At 70.2% G+C, this 19,225-nt stretch carries 16 protein-coding genes and 1 pseudogene; 9 read left to right on the plus strand and 8 right to left on the minus strand.

Annotated features, from left to right (window positions below; all coding sequences use genetic code 11):
- A partial coding sequence (locus ACWELJ_RS23375; RefSeq protein ID WP_452368261.1) for an SCO6745 family protein occupies positions 1 to 527 on the plus strand: 527 nt, incomplete at its 5' end.
- 7 nt (positions 528 to 534) lie between these two features.
- Here ACWELJ_RS23375 and ACWELJ_RS23380 read toward each other — a convergent pair.
- Entirely contained in the window at positions 535 to 2,136 is a 1,602-nt protein-coding gene (locus ACWELJ_RS23380; protein ID WP_452368262.1) for a PucR family transcriptional regulator, read from the minus strand.
- Positions 2,137 to 2,261: 125 nt separating this feature from the next.
- Between ACWELJ_RS23380 and ACWELJ_RS23385 the strand changes: the two genes are divergently transcribed.
- The 4 genes from ACWELJ_RS23385 to ACWELJ_RS23400 all read left to right on the plus strand — a co-directional run bounded on the left by ACWELJ_RS23385 (position 2,262) and on the right by ACWELJ_RS23400 (position 8,370).
- On the plus strand, positions 2,262 to 3,752 hold the full coding sequence (locus tag ACWELJ_RS23385; protein WP_452368263.1) for a CoA-acylating methylmalonate-semialdehyde dehydrogenase: 1,491 nt from the start codon (positions 2,262 to 2,264) through the stop codon (positions 3,750 to 3,752).
- 26 nt (positions 3,753 to 3,778) lie between these two features.
- Positions 3,779 to 5,158, plus strand: coding sequence for an aminotransferase class III-fold pyridoxal phosphate-dependent enzyme (locus ACWELJ_RS23390; RefSeq protein ID WP_452368264.1), 1,380 nt, complete (start codon positions 3,779 to 3,781; stop codon positions 5,156 to 5,158).
- Between the two features lie 66 nt (positions 5,159 to 5,224).
- Positions 5,225 to 6,712, plus strand: a complete 1,488-nt coding sequence (locus tag ACWELJ_RS23395) for a gamma-aminobutyraldehyde dehydrogenase (protein WP_452368265.1) — start codon at positions 5,225 to 5,227, stop codon at positions 6,710 to 6,712.
- A gap of 242 nt (positions 6,713 to 6,954) precedes the next feature.
- Positions 6,955 to 8,370, plus strand: coding sequence for an NAD(P)/FAD-dependent oxidoreductase (locus ACWELJ_RS23400; RefSeq protein WP_452368266.1), 1,416 nt, complete (start codon positions 6,955 to 6,957; stop codon positions 8,368 to 8,370).
- Here the strand turns inward: ACWELJ_RS23400 and ACWELJ_RS23405 are convergent.
- A complete protein-coding gene (locus ACWELJ_RS23405) occupies positions 8,367 to 8,807 on the minus strand; it encodes a MarR family transcriptional regulator (RefSeq protein WP_452368267.1) in 441 nt (146 codons plus the stop codon). The two genes, ACWELJ_RS23400 and ACWELJ_RS23405, sit on opposite strands and share 4 nt — an antisense overlap.
- A 69-nt stretch (positions 8,808 to 8,876) precedes the next feature.
- Here ACWELJ_RS23405 and ACWELJ_RS23410 point away from each other — a divergent pair, with 69 nt between their 5' ends.
- Complete coding sequence (locus ACWELJ_RS23410; protein ID WP_452368268.1) at positions 8,877 to 9,707, plus strand: alpha/beta fold hydrolase; 831 nt, start codon at positions 8,877 to 8,879, stop codon at positions 9,705 to 9,707.
- 1 nt (position 9,708) lies between these two features.
- On the opposite strand, the gene ACWELJ_RS23415 is transcribed toward ACWELJ_RS23410, so the two are convergent.
- Positions 9,709 to 10,836 carry a metallophosphoesterase gene (locus tag ACWELJ_RS23415; RefSeq protein WP_452368269.1) on the minus strand — a complete coding sequence of 376 codons (1,128 nt, stop codon included), beginning with the start codon at positions 10,834 to 10,836 and terminating at the stop codon, positions 9,709 to 9,711.
- A gap of 84 nt (positions 10,837 to 10,920) precedes the next feature.
- On the opposite strand from ACWELJ_RS23415, the pseudogene ACWELJ_RS23420 reads away from it, so the two are divergent.
- A pseudogene (locus ACWELJ_RS23420) lies at positions 10,921 to 11,178 on the plus strand (Lrp/AsnC family transcriptional regulator); the annotation flags it as partial.
- 9 nt (positions 11,179 to 11,187) lie between these two features.
- Here ACWELJ_RS23420 and ACWELJ_RS23425 read toward each other — a convergent pair.
- From ACWELJ_RS23425 to cobA, 4 genes are all read right to left on the minus strand, one after another.
- Positions 11,188 to 11,817 carry an HD domain-containing protein gene (locus tag ACWELJ_RS23425; RefSeq protein ID WP_452368270.1) on the minus strand — a complete coding sequence of 210 codons (630 nt, stop codon included), beginning with the start codon at positions 11,815 to 11,817 and terminating at the stop codon, positions 11,188 to 11,190.
- Positions 11,818 to 11,887: 70 nt separating this feature from the next.
- Complete coding sequence (locus ACWELJ_RS23430) at positions 11,888 to 12,457, minus strand: TetR/AcrR family transcriptional regulator (protein WP_452368271.1); 570 nt, start codon at positions 12,455 to 12,457, stop codon at positions 11,888 to 11,890.
- Between the two features lie 55 nt (positions 12,458 to 12,512).
- Positions 12,513 to 13,976 (minus strand): MFS transporter, encoded by a 1,464-nt coding sequence (locus ACWELJ_RS23435; protein WP_452368282.1) that lies wholly within the window; start codon positions 13,974 to 13,976, stop codon positions 12,513 to 12,515.
- Positions 13,977 to 14,052: 76 nt separating this feature from the next.
- On the minus strand, positions 14,053 to 15,261 hold the full coding sequence (gene cobA, locus ACWELJ_RS23440; protein ID WP_452368283.1) for a uroporphyrinogen-III C-methyltransferase: 1,209 nt from the start codon (positions 15,259 to 15,261) through the stop codon (positions 14,053 to 14,055).
- A gap of 228 nt (positions 15,262 to 15,489) precedes the next feature.
- Between cobA and ACWELJ_RS23445 the strand changes: the two genes are divergently transcribed.
- Positions 15,490 to 16,455 carry a poly(ethylene terephthalate) hydrolase family protein gene (locus tag ACWELJ_RS23445; RefSeq protein ID WP_452368272.1) on the plus strand — a complete coding sequence of 322 codons (966 nt, stop codon included), beginning with the start codon at positions 15,490 to 15,492 and terminating at the stop codon, positions 16,453 to 16,455.
- Here the strand turns inward: ACWELJ_RS23445 and ACWELJ_RS23450 are convergent.
- Positions 16,448 to 17,800: a DoxX family protein gene (locus ACWELJ_RS23450; RefSeq protein ID WP_452368273.1), complete on the minus strand. Its 1,353-nt coding sequence runs from the start codon at positions 17,798 to 17,800 to the stop codon at positions 16,448 to 16,450. The two genes, ACWELJ_RS23445 and ACWELJ_RS23450, sit on opposite strands and share 8 nt — an antisense overlap.
- A gap of 293 nt (positions 17,801 to 18,093) precedes the next feature.
- On the opposite strand from ACWELJ_RS23450, the gene ACWELJ_RS23455 reads away from it, so the two are divergent.
- The gene (locus ACWELJ_RS23455) at positions 18,094 to 19,221 is read left to right on the plus strand and encodes a phosphotransferase family protein (protein WP_452368274.1); all 1,128 of its coding nucleotides are present in this window, start codon (positions 18,094 to 18,096) and stop codon (positions 19,219 to 19,221) included.
- Positions 19,222 to 19,225 lie beyond the last annotated feature (4 nt).

Below are 19,225 nucleotides of genomic sequence, written 5' to 3' on the forward strand. Positions count from 1 at the left end.
CGGGCATCGCCGCCCGCACCGTGCCCCACCTGCAGCGGGCCATCGCCGACGCCCCGGCCGGGGGCCGCGCGCTGTTCGCCGCCAACCGCGATCTGCCCACCCCCGGCGACACCGTGCACGCGCTCTGGCAGGCCGTCACCACGCTGCGCGAACACCGCGGCGACGGGCATGTGGCCTGCCTGCTCACCGAGGGCATCGACGGCTGCGAGGCGCACGTGCTGTTCTCCGCCGCCACCGGCGTCCCCGCCCAGATCTGGCGGGACAATCGCGGCTGGAGCGAGACCGATTGGCAGGCGGCGCGCGAGCGGCTCGCCGGGCGCGGCCTGCTCGATGCCCAAGGCCTCACCCCGGCGGGGCGCGCGCTGCGCGAGCACATCGAGACGCGCACCGACGCCCTGGCCATGACCGCCTACCGCGAGGTGCCGGGCATCGTCGAGACACTCGCGGTGCTGACGCCCGCGGCCCGCGCGGTGGCCCGCAGCGGCGAGATCCTCTACCCGAACCCGATGGGCGCCGACCCGGCCTGAGCCGGACTCACCGGGTGTCGCCGGCCGCGGCCAGGTCGCGGATCAGCAGCGCGGCGTGCAGGGAGGTCCGGGTCTCACCGTTGTCGAGATCGACGTCGAGGATGCGTTCGATTCGCGACAGCCGGTCATAGAGGGTGGGGCGGCTGATGTTGAGCCGCTTCGCGAGTTCGGTCTTATTGCCGGCCAGGTCCAGGAACTGGCGCAGGGTGCGGGTCAGGTCGGTGGCGTTGCGGATGTCGTGGCGCAGCAGGGCGCTCAGTTCGGTCTCGGCGAAACGCTGCACGCCGGGCTCGTCCCGGATGAGCGAGAGCAGGCCGCGCAGCCGGACGTCGCCGCTGCGATAGAACGGGCGCGGGGTCGAAGCGTCCAGGGAGAGCGCGACTTCGGCGACGTGCGCGGCCTGGGCCAGTTCGCGCGCGGTGTCGAGCAGCGAGTCCGATTCACCGCCGACGCCGATGACCGCGCGCACCACGCCGGGCACCCGGCGGACCTCGGCGAGCAGGGCCGCGCAGATCGCGGTGAGCGCGGCGTCGAGGTCGCCGCCGCGCGGCACGCCCAGCACGAAGGTGACCCGATTGCCGTGATCGGGCGCGGCCAGCGCGGTCGCCTTGGCCAACGCCACCCCGTGCAGCGCCGCGTCCAGCAGCGCGGCCGTACGCCGTTGCTGCGCAACCGGATCCGGTTCGGCGGCCGCGGCCACCTCCAGCGCCAGCGGCACGTAGCGGACCCGGCGGGCCAGGCCCAGCGCGGCGGCCAGCGCGACCGCGTCGCGCTCGTCGGTGAGGCGGCCGTTGACCATATCGTCGATGAGCCCGGTCTGCGCCTGCCGGTGCAGGCCGAACCGGTCGCGTTCGATCATGCGGTGCAGGGTGAGGGTCTGGGCGGCGCGCTCGAGCACCATCCGGGCGCGGGCGCTGGTCACCCGGTTCGAACGCAGGATGAGCCGGCCCCAGCGCTGGGTGTGCGGGCCGACCGGAACCACGTTCGGGTCGGTGTCCGACAGCAGCCGGGAGGTGGCCTCCCAGCGGTCGAGCAGCGCCGAGGTGCCGGTGTGGCGCGCGGTCAGCGCCAGCACCCGATGCGCCAGATCCTCGAGCACGACCGAGGCGTCCAACATTCCGGCGGCGGTCTTCACGATCTCGGCCAGCGACGCCCGCCGCACGCTGAGCGCGGTGAAGGTCTCGTGCACGGTGCGGGCGAACTCCAGCTCCTCGTACTGGTCGGCCACGATCACCCGGTGCACCGCCTCGGTGATCTCCACGAACCGCACCACCCGGTGCAGCGCCACCACCGGCAGGCCCAGCCGGTCCGCGGTCCGGGCGACCACGGGCGTGAACGCCCGGACCGAGGTGCCCAATTCGACCACCAACCCCGACACCCCCGCCGCGGCCAGGGATTCCAGATAGGCCACGGTCTCGGCGTCGCTACCGGTCAGCGCCTGCCCGGTGGTGAGAATGAGTTCGCGGCCGACCAGCAGCTTCGCGACATCGGCCAGTTCGCTGACATGCACCCACCGCACCGGCCGATCCAGCGGCCCGCCGCCCGCCACCTCCGGCAGCCCGGCGCGCACGACCGGCATGGCCAGCACGTCAGCAACGGAGAGAAGCACCGACGAATCGTAATACGAAGACGGAAAATAGATACACAATGTCGGGAATCAACCGGCCGGTCATGACGCAGAGTAGGGACGGACGAACCCCGGCCCGACCGGCGGAATCACGGAATCGAGGAGATATGCAGACCATCGCACACTGGCTCGACGGCAAGCCCTTCACCGGTTCCGCCGAGACGACCGCGCCCGTCACCAATCCCGCCACCGGCGCGGTGACCGCACAGGTCGCCCTGGCGTCCGCGGCCGACGTGCGCACGGTGATCGACGCCGCCGTCGCCGCCTTCCCCGCCTGGCGCGACGCCTCCCTGGCCAAGCGCACCCAGGTGCTGTTCCGGTTCCGCGAACTGCTCAACGAGCGCAAGCAGGAGCTCGCCGCGATCATCACCGCCGAACACGGCAAGGTGCTCGCCGACGCCCTCGGCGAGGTGGCGCGCGGTCTGGAGATCGTCGAATTCGCGTGCGGCATACCGCATCTGCTCAAGGGGGGTTACACCGAGAACGCCTCCACCAAGGTCGACATCTTCTCGGTACGCCAGCCGCTGGGCCCGGTCGCGATCATCTCGCCGTTCAATTTCCCGGCCATGGTGCCCATGTGGTTCTTCCCGGTCGCCATCGGGGCCGGGAACACCGTGGTGCTCAAGCCGAGCGAGAAGGATCCCTCGGCCGCGCTGTGGATGGCCGAGCTCTGGCAGGAGGCCGGACTGCCCGACGGGGTGTTCAACGTGGTCCAGGGCGACAAGGTCGCCGTCGACGAACTGCTGGCCAACCCCGCGATCAAGGCGGTGTCGTTCGTCGGCTCCACCCCCATCGCCCGCTACGTCTACGAGCACGGCACCGCCGCGGGCAAACGGGTGCAGGCGCTCGGCGGCGCCAAGAACCACATGGTGGTGCTGCCCGACGCCGACCTGGACCTGGCGGCCGACGCGGCGGTCAACGCGGGCTTCGGGTCGGCCGGCGAACGGTGCATGGCGATCAGCGCACTGGTCGCGGTGGGCGATGTCGCCGACGACCTGGTGGCCCGAATCACCAAACGCGCCAAGACCATTCGCACCGGCGACGGCACCCGCGGCACCGATATGGGTCCGCTGGTCAGCGCCGCGCACCGCGACAAGGTGGCCGCCTATGTCGCGGCGGGCGAATCCTCCGGCGCGACCGTGGTTCTCGACGGCCGCACGGTGTCCCCGGACGGCGGGGCCGGCGGATTCTGGCTGGGCCCCACCATTCTCGACCACGTCACCCCCGAGATGAGCGTATACACCGACGAGATCTTCGGACCAGTCCTGTCGGTGGTCCGGGTGGACAGCTACGACGAGGCGCTGGCCCTGATCAACGCCAACCCCTACGGCAACGGCACCGCCCTGTTCACCAATGACGGCGGCGCGGCGCGGCGGTTCCACAACGAGGTCGAGGTCGGCATGGTCGGCATCAATGTGCCCATCCCGGTCCCCATGGCCTACTACAGTTTCGGCGGCTGGAAGAACTCCCTGTTCGGCGACTCGCACGCGCACGGCGCCGACGGCGTCCACTTCTTCACCCGCACCAAGGCCGTCACCACCCGCTGGCTCGACCCCAGCCACGGCGGCCTGAATCTCGGCTTCCCCCAGAACCACTGACGGCTGACACGATCGAAGGACCTGCGATGACCCTGCCCCATGGCCTGACCCCCGAGGCGGCGCGCGAACGGGCCGCCCGCGCCTACGAACTGGATCGCAAGCACGTCTTCCACTCCTGGTCCGCGCAGAAGGCGCTGAACCCCATGGTGATCACCGCGGCCCAGGGCTGCTACGTGTGGGACGGCGACGGCACCCGGCTGCTCGACTTCTCCTCGCAGATGGTGAACACCAATATCGGCCACCAGCATCCGAAGGTGGTGGCCGCCATCCAGGAACAGGCGGCCACGCTGTGCACCGTCGGCCCGGCGTACGTGAACGACGCGCGCTCGGAGGCCGCGCGGCTGATCGCCGAGCGCACGCCCGGCGAACTGGACCGGATCTTCTTCACCAATGGCGGCGCGGACGCCGTCGAGCACGCCGTGCGGATGGCGCGGCTGCACACCGGGCGCTACAAGGTGCTCGCGCGCTACCGGTCCTATCACGGCGGCACCGAGACCGCGGTCAATCTGACCGGTGACCCGCGGCGCTGGCCCAACGACCACGGCAATGCCGGCGTCGTGCACTTCTTCGGGCCGTTCCTGTACCGCTCGCACTTCCACGCCGGCACCGAGGCCGAGGAGACCGAACGGGCGCTCGAGCACCTCGAGCAGACCATCGCGCTGGAGGGGCCGAGCACCATCGCGGCCGTCATCCTGGAATCGGTGCCGGGCACGGCCGGAATCATGGTGCCGCCGCCGGGCTACCTGGCCGGGGTCCGCGCGCTGTGCGACAAGTACGGGATCGTGTTCATCGCCGACGAGGTCATGTCGGGATTCGGGCGGACCGGAAAATGGTTCGCCATCGATCATTTCTCCGATGAGCACCGCGCCGTGGTGCCGGACCTACTGACCTTCGCCAAGGGCGTCAACTCCGGATACGTGCCGCTGGGCGGCGTCGCCATCGCACCGCACATCGCCGCCACCTTCGACGACCGCGCCTATCCGGGCGGGCTCACCTACTCCGGACACCCCCTGGCGACCGCGGCGGCGGTGGCGACCATCAACGCCATGACCGACGAACACATCGTCGAGAACGCCGCCGACATGGGCGAGCGGGTGATCGGGCCCGGCCTGCGCGAGCTGGCCGAGCGGCATCCGAGTGTCGGCGACGTGCGGGGCCTCGGGGTGTTCTGGGCGGTCGAGTTGGTCCGGGACCGGGCCACCCGGGAACCGCTGGCTCCCTACGGCGGCACCAGCCCGGCCATGATCGAGACCGTCGCCGCCGCCAAGGCCGCCGGGCTGCTGCTGTTCGTCAACTTCAATCGGCTGCACGTGGTCCCGCCCTGCACCATCGGCGAGGGCGAGTGCAAGGAGGGACTCGCGATTCTCGACCAAGCGCTGACCGTGGCCGACGGCCATACTGTGTGATCCGAGACCGCACTGTGTGATCCGAGACCGCGGATTCCGATCCGGATTCGACCCTTCAGGAGCGCTGTGACTCAGCAGGACCTGCAATTCATCGGCAGCGCACGGCGATCCGGATCGGGTGCCCCGCTGTCGATCATCGCCCCGGCCACCGGCGCCGAGATCGCCACCGGCGCGGGCGCGAACGCCGCCGATGTCGAGGCCGCGGTGGCCGCGGCCCGGGACGCCTTCCCGGGGTGGGCCGGACTCACCCCCGGCGCCCGATCGGACCTCATGCACGAGTGGGCGCGGGTGCTGCGCGCCCGCGCCGCGGAATTCGCCGCCGTCGAAAGCGTCAACGCGGGCAAGCCGATTCGCCTCGCGACCGGCTTCGACGTGCCCGGCACCATCGACAATGTGGCCTTCTTCGCCGGGGCCGCCCGGCACCTGGAAGGCAAGGCGGCCGCGGAATACTCCGCCGACCACACCTCCGCGATCCGCCGCGAACCGCTCGGCGTGATCGGGTCCATCGCGCCGTGGAACTATCCGATGCAGATGGCGGGCTGGAAGATCCTGCCCGCCATCGCGGCCGGAAACACGGTGGTGCTCAAGCCTTCCGAGCTGACACCGCTGTCCTCGCTGCTCTTCGCGGAGGCGGCCGCCGAGGCGGGGCTACCGCCGGGCGTGATCAATGTCCTCACCGGCACCGGGGCGGAGGCCGGGCAGCCGCTGGTGGCGCACCCCGCGGTGGCCATGGTGTCGTTCACCGGCTCCACCGCCGTCGGGCGGCAGGTGGCCGCGACCGCCGCCGGCGCGGTGAAGCGGGTCCACCTCGAGCTCGGCGGCAAGGCGCCGTTCGTGGTGTTCGACGACGCCGACCCGGAGGCCGCCGCACGCGGTGCGGTCGCGGGCGCGCTGATCAATGCCGGCCAGGACTGCACCGCCGCCACCCGCGCGTATGTGCAGCGGCCCCTGTTCGAGGAATTCGTCGGCCGGGTCGCCGATCTCATGGACCGGGTGACGCTCGGACCGGTGGAGGATCCGGAAACCGATATGGGGCCGCTGATTTCGCGCGCGCACCGCGACAAGGTCGGCGCCATGGTCGAGCAGGCCCGCGCCGCCGGGGCGAAAATCGTTCGCGGCGGCCGAATTCCGGATCACACCCCCGAGGCCGGCTGCTACTACGAGCCGACGCTCATCACCGGCGCCGCCCAGGATTCGGCGATCGTGCAGCGGGAGATCTTCGGCCCGGTGCTGGTGGCGCTGCCCTTCGACACCGACGACGAGGGCATCGCGCTGGCCAACGACACCGTCTACGGCCTGGCCGCCTCGGCCTGGTCACACAGTGTCTTCCGCACCCAGCGGGCCGCGCGCGAGATCCGGGCCGGGTGCGTGTGGATCAACGACCACATTCCGATCGTCAGCGAAATGCCGCACGGCGGATACCAGGCCTCCGGCTTCGGGAAAGACATGTCCGCCTACTCATTCGAGGAATACACGAATATCAAACACGTGATGTCCGATATCACCGCGGTGGCGCACAAGCCGTGGCACGACGTCGTCTTCCACGCCGAATAGGTTTTCTGGGCTATCCTCGAAGCATCAGGAGGAGGCGGAGAATGGACCGGCATCCGACGCAGGTGTTGCGGTCCACCGTGCGCATGCCCCGCCGCTCCGAGGATCGCGCCGCCACCAGCTGACTTTCCCGAAAGCCGCCGACTGGTCCCGTCCGGGACCGCGGCGGCTTTTCGCGTACCCGGAGCTCGGTGACCCGCGGAATCTCGCCATTTCCGGCACAAGGGAGAGGGAGTTGATCGGCCATGTCGGCCAAGGGAAGCAAACTGTGGGCGTCGGCCCTGCATGACGCAGCGCCGACGCCGTACTGGACCGACCGGCCCGAACGGCCGGCCCCCACCGACCCGCTCACCGCCGCCACCGAGGCCGACCTCGCCGTCATCGGCGGCGGGTACAGCGGACTGTGGACCGCGCTGCTGGCCAAGGAACGCGATCCGGGCACCGAGGTGGCGCTCGTGGAATCCGGCCTGTGCGGGCACGCGGCCTCGGGCCGCAACGGCGGCTTCTGCTCGGCCAGCCTCACCCACGGCCTGGCCAACGGGATCGAACGCTTCCCCGACGAGATCGGCCAGCTCGAACGCCTGGGCCGCGACAATCTGGACGACATCGAGAAGGCCGTCCTGCGCTACGGCATCGACTGCGACTTCCAGCGGACCGGCGATATGGAGGTCGCGACCGCGCCGCACGAGGTGGAATGGCTGCGCGAGAGCCACGAGGCCGCCGCCGCCCTCGGCTACCGCACCGAACTGCTGGACGCGGCCCAGGTCCGGAGCCTCGTGCACTCCCCCACCTATCTCGGCGGCTGGTGGGATCGCGACGGCGTCGCCATGCTGGACCCGGCCCGGCTGGCCTGGGGATTGCGGCGCGCCTGCCTGGATTCGGGGGTGCGCATCTTCGAAGGCACTCCCGTGCAACGCCTTTCGAAGTCACCCGGATCGACGCTGACCCTGCACACCCCGCACGGCGAGGTCCGCGCGCCCCGGGTCGCCCTGTGCACCAGCGCGTTCGCCGGACCACTGCCCAAGGTGTCCCGGCACGTGGTGCCGGTCTACGACTACGCGCTGATGACCGAGCCGCTCACCGCCGGGCAGCTCGACAGCATCGGCTGGGGCACCCGCATGGGACTGGGCGATGCCTCCTATCGCTTCCACTACTACCGGCTGACCAGCGACAATCGCATCCTGTTCGGCGGCTACGACGCCATCTACCACTACGGCAATCGGATCGCGCCCGCGCTGGAATACAACGAGGCCACCTTCGAGACTCTCGCCCGGCATTTCTTCCAGACCTTCCCGCAGCTCGACGGCCTGCGCTTCACCCATCGCTGGGGCGGGGTCATCGACACCTGCGGCCGGTTCTGCGCCTTCTTCGGCGCGGCCTACAAGGGCCGGTTGGTGTACGCGGCCGGATACACCGGGCTCGGGGTCGGCGCGACCCGCTTCGGCGCGGAGGTCATGCTCGATCAGCTGTGGGGCCTGGACACCGAACGCACCCGGCTGCGCATGGTGCGCTCGCGGCCACTACCACTGCCGCCGGAACCGTTGCGCTCCGCGGGAATTCACCTCACCCGCTGGTCGCTGGCCCGGGCGGACGCGCGGCAGGGACGGCGCAATCTGTGGCTGAAGACCCTCGACTACACGGGGCTGGGGTTCGACAGCTAGTCGACGGCGGCGCGCGGACGGACGCCCAGGCGGTCCGACAGCAGTTCCAGGGCCGCGAGCACCTCGGCGAGGGCGGCGGGATCGGGATCGCCCAGGGCCGCGGCGACGGTGGCGTCGATGCCGGTGGCCCGGACCTGCGCTACCCGCTCGGACAATTCGCGGGCGGGTTCGAGCAGCGAGCGGCGGCGGTCGTGCGGATCGGTGTGCGCCACCAGCGAACCCGTCTCCCGCAGCCGGGCCACCGCACCGGAGACCGCGCTCTGCGGGAGCCCGGTGCGGGTGGTCACCTCGCTGATCGTGGTGCCCGGATGTTCGAGCACATCGCTGAGGACGACCAGGACCGCGCGGTTGCCGGTGCGTTCGCCCGCGCCGGGCAGGGCCCGCTCGCCCAGCTTCATGAGGGCGCGACCCAGCAGGAACAGCTCGACTCCGTTCATACCGCGACGATACATCAGTTCAGATACATCACTCTTGATGCATCAAAAATGATGGATTATGGTGATGCCATGACCACGATCGAGACCGCCACCCTCCCCGTCGACGGCGCCGAGCTGTACTACGAAATCCGCGGCACCGGACCGATACTGCTCATCTCCCAGAGCGGCGAAGGCGACGCGCGCCGCAGCGAGGGCCTGGTGCGGCACCTGGAGAACGAATTCACCGTCGTCACCTACGACCGGCGGGGGCTGTCGCGCAGCCGGATTCACCAGCCGAGCGCGCGGCCGAGCATCGCCGCCCACGCCGACGATGTGCACCGACTGCTGACCGCCATCACCGACCAGCCGGTTCTGATGCTCGGGTGCAGCATGGGGGCATCGCTCGGATTGCACCTGGCCGCAACGCATCCCGAGCAGGTGCACACCCTCATCGCCCACGAACCGGTCTCGCCGTGGCTGCTCGCGGCCACCCAGCGCGCGCATCACCAGCGCGAACTCGAGGAATGCCAGCGGGTATGCCGCGCCGAGGGGTGGCGGGCCGCACTCGGCCCGATGGCCCGCACACTCGGGATCAACCCCGCCGACCAGGAGACCGAGGAGGGCGTTCAGCTGCCGCCCATCACGCCCGAAAGAGCCGCGAACTTCACCTATTTCATCGAGCGGGACTTCACGGCCGTCCGGGAGGACTGGCTCGATGTCGCCGCGCTCGCCGAGACCAGCACCCGCGTCCTACCCGCCATCGGACGCCGCACCCCGGCACAGGTCTTCGACCGCCTGTGCGCGTTCGAACTGGCCGAGCTGATGGGCGTCGAGGCCACCGAGTTCCCCGGCGGCCACAACGGCAACCTGACCCACCCGGCCGCCTACGCCGAAACCATTCGGCGACTGGCGGATCGGTGACTCAGCGTGGAGCGCGCAGGATCAGCAGGGTGATCTCGCTCGGGGCGAACAGCCGCAGCTGCGGACCCCAGAAGCCGGTGCCGCGGCTGGTGTAGAGCTGGGTGCGCTCGCCGTGGCGGCTCAGGCCCGCCACCACCGGCTGCTCCAAGCGGACCAGGTAGTGGAACGGCCAGATCTGACCGCCGTGGGTGTGGCCCGAAATCTGCAGGGCCACATCCGAAGCCACCGCGTCGGCGACCTGGCGGGGCTGATGCGCCAGCAGGATCACCGGCAGGTTCGGGTCCGCGCCGGCGAGGGCCGCGGGCAGATCGGGGCCGTGGCCCGGCAGGCCCGTGCCGGTCGGATCGTCGATGCCCGCCAGCACCAGACTGTCGCCGTCGCGGGTGATGACCTCGTGCTCGTTGCGCATGGGCCGCCAGCCCAGGCCCGCCATGTGCTCGATCCAGCCGGGAGCGTCACCGAAGTACTCGTGATTGCCGGTGATGTAGAAGCGCCCGTACTCGGCCTCGACCTTGCCCAGCGGATCCACCTGCGCGCCACGCTTGACCACCGAACCGTCCGCGAGATCGCCCGCGTGGCAGGCGATATCGGGGCGCAGGGCGTTGACCTCGGCCACCACCTTCTCCGACCAGCGCAGCCGGTCCGTCGCGGCGAAATGGGTGTCGGTGACCACGGCCAGCCGGAAACCGTCCAATCCGGCTCCCAGGCGCGGAATCTCGACCTCGACGGTCCGCACCTTGGGCACCCTGCGGGCGCTGTAGATCGCGTACGCGGTCAGCACCACCGAGACGGCGAGCACGCCCGCGGCCACGATCCGGGAGCGGGCCGGATCGTCCACCCCGGCCACCGCCAGCGCGCCGCGCACCACCGCGCCGATCACCGACCAGCTGAACACCACCCACATCACACCCAGCAGGGTGTCGCCCACCAGGGCCGCCGCATCCGACTGCCGGGGACCATGCCCGAGCAGCATGCCCGCGGGCAGCGCCAGGTAGCCGAGCAGAAAGACCGCGGTGCCGAGCCAGAACGCCGCGCCGGAGAGGGTGGTGAAGACCAGCAGCCACCACGGGAGCAGGAACAACAGCGCGGGCACGGCGAGGAACAGAACCGCGCGGGGAACGTACTTCACGGGAGATCATCCTTGTCGGACCGAATGCCGCCGGAGAAGGCGTGCCCTCCAACGTACCGGGTTTCTCGGGAAGGATGATCACACGTGACCGACCAGACCTCCGGACGCGGCTCCCCACACCTCGACGACATCTCCAAGCACATCATCGCCGAACTACAGGAGGACGGGCGGCGGGCCTTCGCCACGGTCGGCAAGGTGGTCGGGCTGCCGGAGGCGGCGGTGCGGCAGCGGGTGACCGAACTCGCCGACGCCGGCGTCAGACAGATCGTGGCCGTCACCGACCCGCCGCAGGTCGGCCTGTTCCGGCAGGCCATGCTCGCCATCACCGTCGACGGCTCGGTGCAGCCGCAGTTATTCGCCTGTGAGCGCGGCCATTTCGGCGGCGAGGTTGGCACGCGCCGCCGCCTCGTAGCGCCGTAGGGCGGTCGGGGTTCGGAACAGGGCGGGGCCTTCCGCCAGGGCGGCGAGCACTGCGGCCCGGCCCTTCCGGAACAGGTCGTCGGGGACGTGGGCGTATTCGGCGCGGACCGCGGCGGTGTAGGCGGCGTACCCGGGCGGGTCGGCGGCGAGGATGGCCAGGTCGGCGTCGCAGAGGACGGCGCCGTTGCGGTCCGCGGGGTCGGGGTGGTGGCCGCCGGTGAGGCGGACCAGGCGGGCGACCTCGGCGACCCGGGCCGGGGCGACTCCCAGTGCGGGCAGCGCGGTTTCGGCCAGGCGGGCGCTGGCCTCCTCGTTGTCGGTGCCGTCCATGGCGTACACCGCGTCGTGGAAGAACGCGGCGTAGCGGACCGCGTCCAGGTCGTCGGCGTCCGCGGCCAGATCGTCGATGACCGCGAGCATCGCGGCCAGGTGTTCGACGGTGTGATAGCGGCGGTGCGGCTCACTGTAGCGGCGGATCAGGTCCTCCCCCACCGCCCGCGCGCGCGGCCCGGCCAACCTCGTCCAGCGGTCCAGCAGTTCCGCGTCCCGACTCATCCCCATCCGGGCAGTGTGCCGAATGTTCGGGCCGGAGAAAACCCCTCGAGTACAGTGGCTTTCGCCACGCCGCGGGTCAGGCCGGGGACAGGTAGCGCTGAATGGTGGGGCCGATCTCGGCGACGATCCGCTCCTGGGTGAGCGCCACCACCGGCGGCAGCCGCAGGATGTAGCGGCACAACGCGAGTCCCAGCATCTGCGCGGCGATCAGGCCCGCGCGGTGCGGCGCGTCGGCCGGGTCGCCGAAGCGCAGCACCGCGGGCATCAACTGCTGGGCGAAGATGCGCCGGGTGCGTTCGGCCACCGCCTCGTCGGTGAGCGCGGACCGCAGCAGGGTCAGCAGGATCTCGCTGGTCGGCGGCTGCTCCCACAGCTCCAGGAAGCGCGCCGCCAGCAGGCCGCCCACCGAATCCGGGTCGGCCGCACCGAGATCCGGCAGGGCCAGGTCGACATCGAGTGCGGCGTCGAACAATCCGTCCTTGTTGCCGTAGTACCGCATCACCATCGACGGATCGATGCCCGCGTCCGCGGCGATGGCCCGGATGGTCGCCTTGCGGAAACCGTCCTCGGCGAACCGTTTGCGCGCCGCCTCGAGAATCGCCGCGCGAGTGGCGTCCGAGCGCCGCGGACCCGTCTCCACAGTCATGCCCACAAGTGTAGGCCAACAGGTGTTGACACCCAAGCGAACCCGGGCGGGCGGCTCAGTTCTTCTGCGCCTCGTCCTGCGCGTGCTGCGCCTGCGCCAGCTGCGCGGGCGTGTAGCGCAGCGTCAACGCCAGCAGGCCCATGACCGCGGTACCGATGGCGCACACCAGCAGCACCAGGGTGTAGCCGCTGCCCAGCGCGTCGATCTGATGCTGGGTCATGGCGCTCACCTTGCCGGTCGCGCCCTTGTCCAGCGACAGCGTGCGCGACAGGGCGACCGGGCTCAGGATGCCGACCGCGAACGGCGTGCCCATGTTCATGAACATCTGCCCCACCGCCGACAGCGGGCCGATATGGGCCATGTCCACGCCGACCAGCACACACAGCGGCAGGATCACGATGCCGATGCCGATGCAGAAGCCGACGATCGACATCATGACCAGCAGCGTCGGGAAGTAGTCGGCGGAACTGTCCAGCGTGGAACCGAAGTACAGCGCACCCGACAGCACCACGGCCGCCGCCAGCAGCAGCCAGCGCGCCTTCACGTACATGCACGCCTTCGACGCCACCGCGGTGCCGACGCCCGCGCCCAGGGTGAACGGGATGCTGGCCAGACCCGCCTGCAACGGGCTGTAGCGCAGCACGTTCTGCAGGAACTGGGCCACGAAGAAGGTGGTCGCGCCGAGCACGCCGGAGGTCAGGAAGATGGCGATGAACGTGATCACGCGGTCGCGGCTGTCGAACAGCGACCACGGCAGCAGCGGGTTCTCGACATCGCGCTCGGCGAGGACGAACACCACCAGCAGCACCAGACCGCCGATCACCGAACCCAGGATCACCGGATTGGTCCAGCCCAGCTCGGGACCCTCGGTCGCGCCGAACACGATCGCCACACACGCCAGCGTGCCCAGCACCGCGCCACGCACATCCATGGACATGCGCTGGTGCACGGTGTCGCGCAGCTGGGTGACCGCGCCCCACACGATGAGCGCACCGATCGGCACATTGATCCAGAAGATCCAGCGCCAGTCCACCTGGGTCAGCGCGCCGCCGATCACCAGACCGCCGACCGAGCCGACACCGACCATGGAACCGAAGATGGCCACCGCCTGATTGCGGGCCGGGCCCGGCGCGTAGGTGCTCGCCACCAACGCGAACGCGGTCGGTGCGGCGATGGCCGCACCCGTGCCCTGCAGGGCGCGGGCCGCGATCAGCCACGCCTCGTTCTGGGCGGTACCGCACAGCGCCGAGGCCACGGTGAACAGGGTGACGCCCAGGATCAGCATGCGCTTGCGCCCGAACGAGTCACCCAGGCGCCCGCCCAGCAGCATGAGCCCGGCGAAGGGCAGACCGTACGCGGTCACCGTCCACGCGCTGCCCGCGTTGGACAGGCCGAGCTGCTCCTGTAGTCGGGGCAGCGCCAGAATCATGACCGTGCCGTCGAGCACGACCATCAGCTGCAGCCCGCTGAGGACGAGAATCGCGAGCCCGAACGCCCGCTTGGTCACCGGATACTGCATCGTCGCAGCGGGGTTATCGAGCACGGGCCCACTCTAGAGGATGCGGTGAGCGGGGCAACCGTCCTCATCGCGCTCGTCAGGAGTTGGCCAGGTCCGGGGCTCCGGCGGTGAAGCCCGCGGTGGGACCGATGACGATGATGGCGGGCGGGCGGATGCCCTCGGCGCGGACGCGTTCGGCCACCGTGGCCAGATCGGCGCGCAGGATGCGCTGAGTGCGCAGGCTGCCCTCCTGGATGACGGTGACCGGGGTGCCGGTCGCGCGGCCGCCGGCGATCAGGGCGTCGGCGAACTTCTCGATCCGCTCGACGGCCATCAGCAGCACGATGGTGCCGCGCAGGCGGGCCAGGGCGGGCCAGTCGACCAGGGAGTCCGGGTGGTCGGGGGCGACGTGGCCGCTGACCACCACGAACTCGTGGGTGACACCGCGGTGGGTGACCGGGATGCCGGCCAGCGCCGGGACCGAGATGGCGGAGGTGACGCCGGGAACCACGGTCACCGGGATGCCCGCGTCGACACAGGCCTCCAATTCCTCGTAGCCGCGGCCGAACACGTAGTTGTCGCCGCCCTTGAGCCGCACCACGAACTTGCCCGCCTTCGCGCCCTCGATGAGCGCGGCATTGATGTGCTCCTGCGCCATGGCCCGGCCGTAGGGGATCTTCGCGGCGTCGATGACCTCGACGTCGGGGCCCAGCTCGGCCAGCAGCTCCGGCGGCGCGAGGCGGTCGGCGACAACGAGATTCGCGCGGGCCAGCAGGCGGCGGCCGCGCACGGTGATCAGATCCGGGTCGCCGGGGCCGCCGCCGACCAGGGCCACGCCCGGGGTGACGGGGGCCGAATCATCGGTCACCACACCGGATTGCAGGGCCTCGAGCAGCGCGTTGCGGACCGCGGCGGAACGGCGGTGCTGCCCGCCGGCCAGCACGCCCAGGGTCATGCCGTCGTAGCGGGCGGTGGCCGGGGTGACCGCGGTGCCCAGCCGCGCGGTGTCGGCGCGCACGCAGAAGATGCGGCGGCGGGTGGCCTCCGCGACGACGGCGGCGTTGGTGTCCGGTTCGTCGGTGCAGGCCATCGCGTACCAGGCGCCGTCGAGGTCGCCGTCGGCGTACGCGCGCAGTTCGATGGTCAGCTGCCCCATGGTGCCCATGCCCTCGACGGCCGGGGTGACCTCGCGGCTGATCACGTGCACGTCCGCACCGGAGGCGATGAGCAGTCCGAGCCGCCGCTGCGCGACCGTGCCACCGCCGACCACGACCACGCGGCGACCGTTCAGATCGAGGCCGACCAGGTAGTTCGGGTCACCGGTCTCGGCCCGGGAGGCGGGAACCGGCTGGTCATCGGGGGTGGCTACGGGGTTCTGCACAAGGATTCAGGGTACGGCGTGCGAGGACGGCCACGACAATCGCCCGGCGTCCGTGCGGCAATCGATAGGAAGTTCACGATCCACGCCGACGGCACGCGGCGGTCCGCGTAACTTGCGACGGAACCAGCCCTCCGGTTCTTATGCTGGATAGCTATGACACGCAGGGTCATCGGGTTGGTTCGCAGTCTCCTGCTCGCCGCGATGCTGGCGCTGGGCCTCGCCTCGGGCACCGGCCACGCGGATCCGCCTGTGGAGAGCGCCTATTCGCGACCGGGTCCCTGGCAGGTGACCGAACAATCGGCCTTCACCTGCTGCGATTCCACCGGGGCGGCCTACGACATCTGGTACCCGACCGACCTGGGGGCCAAGGGATTCCGCCATCCCATCATCACCTGGGGCGACGGCACCAACGCGCACCCGGGCCAATACGCCTACCTGCTGCGGCATTTCGCCTCGTGGGGGTTCGTGGTCATCGCCACCGAGAACGCCGCCACCGGCTCCGGCGTGGACATCGCGGGCGCGGTGGACAAGCTGCTGAGCCTGGCCGCCGACCCCGGCAGCGTGTTCCACGGCAAACTCGACCCGGATGCGGTGGGGGCCGTGGGACATTCGCAGGGCGCGACCGGAGTCCTCAACGCCATGGCGCATTCCGGGGGCCGGATCACCACGGCGGTGCCGATCGAACTGCCGATCCAACTGCTGTGCGTCTTCGGCGTGTCGTGCCCCGATACCGGTGCGCTGACGGCGGGCTCGGTGTTCTTCGTCAACGGCGCGGCCGACACCATCATCTCGCCGTCGGATCAGATGCTGCCGCCGCAGGCCATCGGGCTGGAGTCCATGCGCGCCTACTACGACGCGGTGCCCGCCGGCATCCCGAAGGCGTGGGGCACCCTGGTCACCCCCGATCACAATGACGTCCAGGGCCAACCGGACTGCTCCGGAGCGGCCTGGCCGTGCGCGAGCGGGGTGTACGGCTACCTCGGGTATCCGACGGCCTGGCTGGCCGCCCGCCTGCTGGGCCGGGCCGACGCCCAGCAGGCCTTCGTGCGGGGCAGCGGCGAGTTCCTCGCGCCGAATCCGCTGTGGGACAACCAGTGCAGCACCGTCGGCGTCAAGTGAACCGGGGCATGTCCTGGATCAGGTGAATTCCGCCCTGCCGCAATCGGATACCGCTCTCGTCGACTCGCTGCAGGGCGAGGGCCACCGGATGCCCGGACAGTTCACCGGTGAGCGCCAGGCGGTCGGAGCCGGGGCGGTCGTAGGTGAAGGTGGCCAGCGGTCGCGGACCGTCCTCGCCGCCGGGCGCGAGCAGCGCCAGCGTGTGCGCGGACGCGTCGATCTTCACACCGACGGTGGTCAGCGTGTCGTCCATCGACTGGTAGGAGGCGGCCTCGGGGTTGTCGAACACCAGTCGCCGCCACCGGGTTTCGTCGGTGGTCAGCGGCGGCACCGGCCGGCCGTCGCGGGTGAACTCGGTGACCGTCCAGATGCCGTACAGCTCCGATTGCGGCCGTCCCGGACCCCATTCGTCGTAGGCCCGCACACTCTGCACCACCTGCGCGATCAGGAACCAGACGAGCAGCGCCACCTGTCCGATCGCGAGGATCCGCCGTCCCCGGGCGCTCGAGACCGGCTCCGGGGTGTCCGCGGGTCCCGCCGCCCGGCCGGTCAGCACCGCGGTCAGCCGCCGCGCCTCCGGGACCAGCAGCACCAGGCACAACAGCATCAGATGGAACGACAGCAGCTTGACCGGGATGTCGAAGGTCATATTCAGCACCCACACCTGCGCCATGCTCACCAGGCTCAGCAGTACGCCCGCCAGCGTGGTGCGCGGCAGCAGCAACAGGATGCCGCCCAGCACCTCGGCGCCGCCCAGCAGCATTTCGTAGACCGGCGACGTGCCGACCTGCAGCCACAGCATGGACGAATGGGTGAAGTTGCCCAGCGGTTGGACCAGCGCGTCCAGCGGCGGCACCGGCATCTGCGTCGGAACCAGTTTGGCGAAGCCGTAACCCAGCATCTGCCCGGCCAGACACAGCCGGAGGAACAGCAGGAACCAGCCCGCGAGACGGCGGTATTCGGTGCGGCGGCGGTCCAGCACACTCCAGACCAGCGTGCCCGCGACGGCGACCATCAGCACGCAGAAGACCAGCACCCACAAATACGCCTGATCGCCGCTGCCCGATCGCGGATTCAAGGCGACCTCGGCCCCGAAAACGGTCCGCCCGACCCATTCGATCGGCGCGTGATACCAGTTCACGATCGTGATCTGGGTATTGTCCGGCAGCCATTCCTGGATGACGCCGAGAAAAGCGAAAATCGGCTGCGGATAGAACACGCAGAACAGTCCGAAATAGAGAAAGCCGAATCGGAAGAGAATCCGGGTGGCCGGTTTCCAGCCGGTGCGCTCCTCCGGCGGCCGCGCCGCCAGATCGGTTCCGTCCTCGGCTGTCAGCAGGCTCATCCCACATCCCCTCGTCGTCGATCCGGACCTTCGACGCTAGGCGGCCGCCCCCGCGCGGCGCCTCCGTGAAGACCCTGAGCCGACCCGGAATATGCCTAATCGGAAGTCCTCCCAAGGGATTACGGGACAGCACGAGTGCACACCCCCGACCAGCGGTCATCCCGGTCAGCGGTACTGCTTACACCAATCGCCGAGAGCGCTTCCCACCCCCCACTAGAACCGGTTACATTTTGGGCACGTGTTACTCAGACCACATGGCTGACGCCGATGCTGGTGCGCTAGAAGGGACGGCAATGTCCGCCGACGACCTGAACGAGAAATGGGAATTGACGGTCTCCGACCGCGATGACGACGAGCTCGCGACGAGATTGACCCAATGGCTGTCCACCAAGGTCGAATCGGACACCCCGCCGCGGGTCACCTCGCTGACCCACCCGCAGGCCGGCGGCATGTCCAGCGCCACACTGCTGTTCGACGCCGAATGGACCGAGAACGGCCAGGCCGCGGGCGGCTCGTTCGTGGCCCGCCTCGCCCCCGAGGCCGACTCCTTCCCCGTGTTCGAGAAATACGATCTCGGCGGCCAGTTCGCCACCATGGCGGCCGTCACCGAGGCCACCGACCTGCCGATCCCGCCGCTGTGCTGGTACGAGGCCGACGACAGCATCCTCGGCTCGCCGTTCCTGGTGATGCGCCGCGTCGGCGGCCAGGCGCCGTCGGACAACCCGCCGTACGTGTTCACCGGCTGGCTGTTCGACGCCACCCCCGAACAGCGGATGGAGATCACCCGCAACACCGTGGACGTGATCGCGCGGATCCACGCCATCGACAAGCCCGCCGAACGGTTCCCGCACCTCGACGGCGAGGGCCCCGCGCTGCGCCGTCACCTCGACGCCCAGAAGCGTTGGTACGCCTGGGCTCTCACCGACGACGGCTACAACATCCCGATCCTGGACCGCGCCTTCCAGTGGCTCGAGGACAACTTCCCGGAGAACCCGAGCGCCGACGTGCTCAGCTGGGGCGACGCCCGGCCCGGCAACATCATGTTCGAGGGCCTCACCCCCAACGCCGTCCTCGACTGGGAGATGGCCGCCATCGGCCCGCGCGAACTCGACGTCGCCTGGACCCTGCTCATCCACCGCTTCTTCCAGGACATGGCCACCAAGTACGGCCAGCCCGGCGTGCCCGACTACATGCGGCGCTCCGACGTCGAGAAGCTCTACACCGAGGCCACCGGCCACACCCTGCGAGACCTGGACTGGTACCTCACCTACGCCGCGCTGCGCCACGGCGTCGTGATGGCCCGCATCTGGCGGCGCATGATCCACTTCGGCGAGACCACCGAACCCGAGAACCGCGACGAGTTCGTCATGCACGCGGATCTGATCGAAGCACTGCTCGACGGCACGTACAACTGGGATTGAGAGA

It is taken from the genome of Nocardia sp. NPDC004582 (genome assembly GCF_053602115.1).

What these genes read in the sequence shown, in the direction of transcription:
- ACWELJ_RS23405 (WP_452368267.1), bottom strand. Translation starts at nt 8,807, where the DNA reads ATGAACGGAGTCGAGCTGTTCCTGCTGGGTCGCGCCCTCATGAAGCTG.
- ACWELJ_RS23445 (WP_452368272.1), top strand. Translation starts at nt 15,490, where the DNA reads ATGACACGCAGGGTCATCGGGTTGGTTCGCAGTCTCCTGCTCGCCGCG.
- ACWELJ_RS23430 (WP_452368271.1), bottom strand. Translation starts at nt 12,457, where the DNA reads ATGACTGTGGAGACGGGTCCGCGGCGCTCGGACGCCACTCGCGCGGCG.
- ACWELJ_RS23390 (WP_452368264.1), top strand. Translation starts at nt 3,779, where the DNA reads ATGACCCTGCCCCATGGCCTGACCCCCGAGGCGGCGCGCGAACGGGCC.
- ACWELJ_RS23425 (WP_452368270.1), bottom strand. Translation starts at nt 11,817, where the DNA reads ATGGGGATGAGTCGGGACGCGGAACTGCTGGACCGCTGGACGAGGTTG.
- ACWELJ_RS23455 (WP_452368274.1), top strand. Translation starts at nt 18,094, where the DNA reads ATGTCCGCCGACGACCTGAACGAGAAATGGGAATTGACGGTCTCCGAC.
- ACWELJ_RS23410 (WP_452368268.1), top strand. Translation starts at nt 8,877, where the DNA reads ATGACCACGATCGAGACCGCCACCCTCCCCGTCGACGGCGCCGAGCTG.
- ACWELJ_RS23450 (WP_452368273.1), bottom strand. Translation starts at nt 17,800, where the DNA reads ATGAGCCTGCTGACAGCCGAGGACGGAACCGATCTGGCGGCGCGGCCG.
- ACWELJ_RS23385 (WP_452368263.1), top strand. Translation starts at nt 2,262, where the DNA reads ATGCAGACCATCGCACACTGGCTCGACGGCAAGCCCTTCACCGGTTCC.
- ACWELJ_RS23435 (WP_452368282.1), bottom strand. Translation starts at nt 13,976, where the DNA reads ATGCAGTATCCGGTGACCAAGCGGGCGTTCGGGCTCGCGATTCTCGTC.
- ACWELJ_RS23400 (WP_452368266.1), top strand. Translation starts at nt 6,955, where the DNA reads ATGTCGGCCAAGGGAAGCAAACTGTGGGCGTCGGCCCTGCATGACGCA.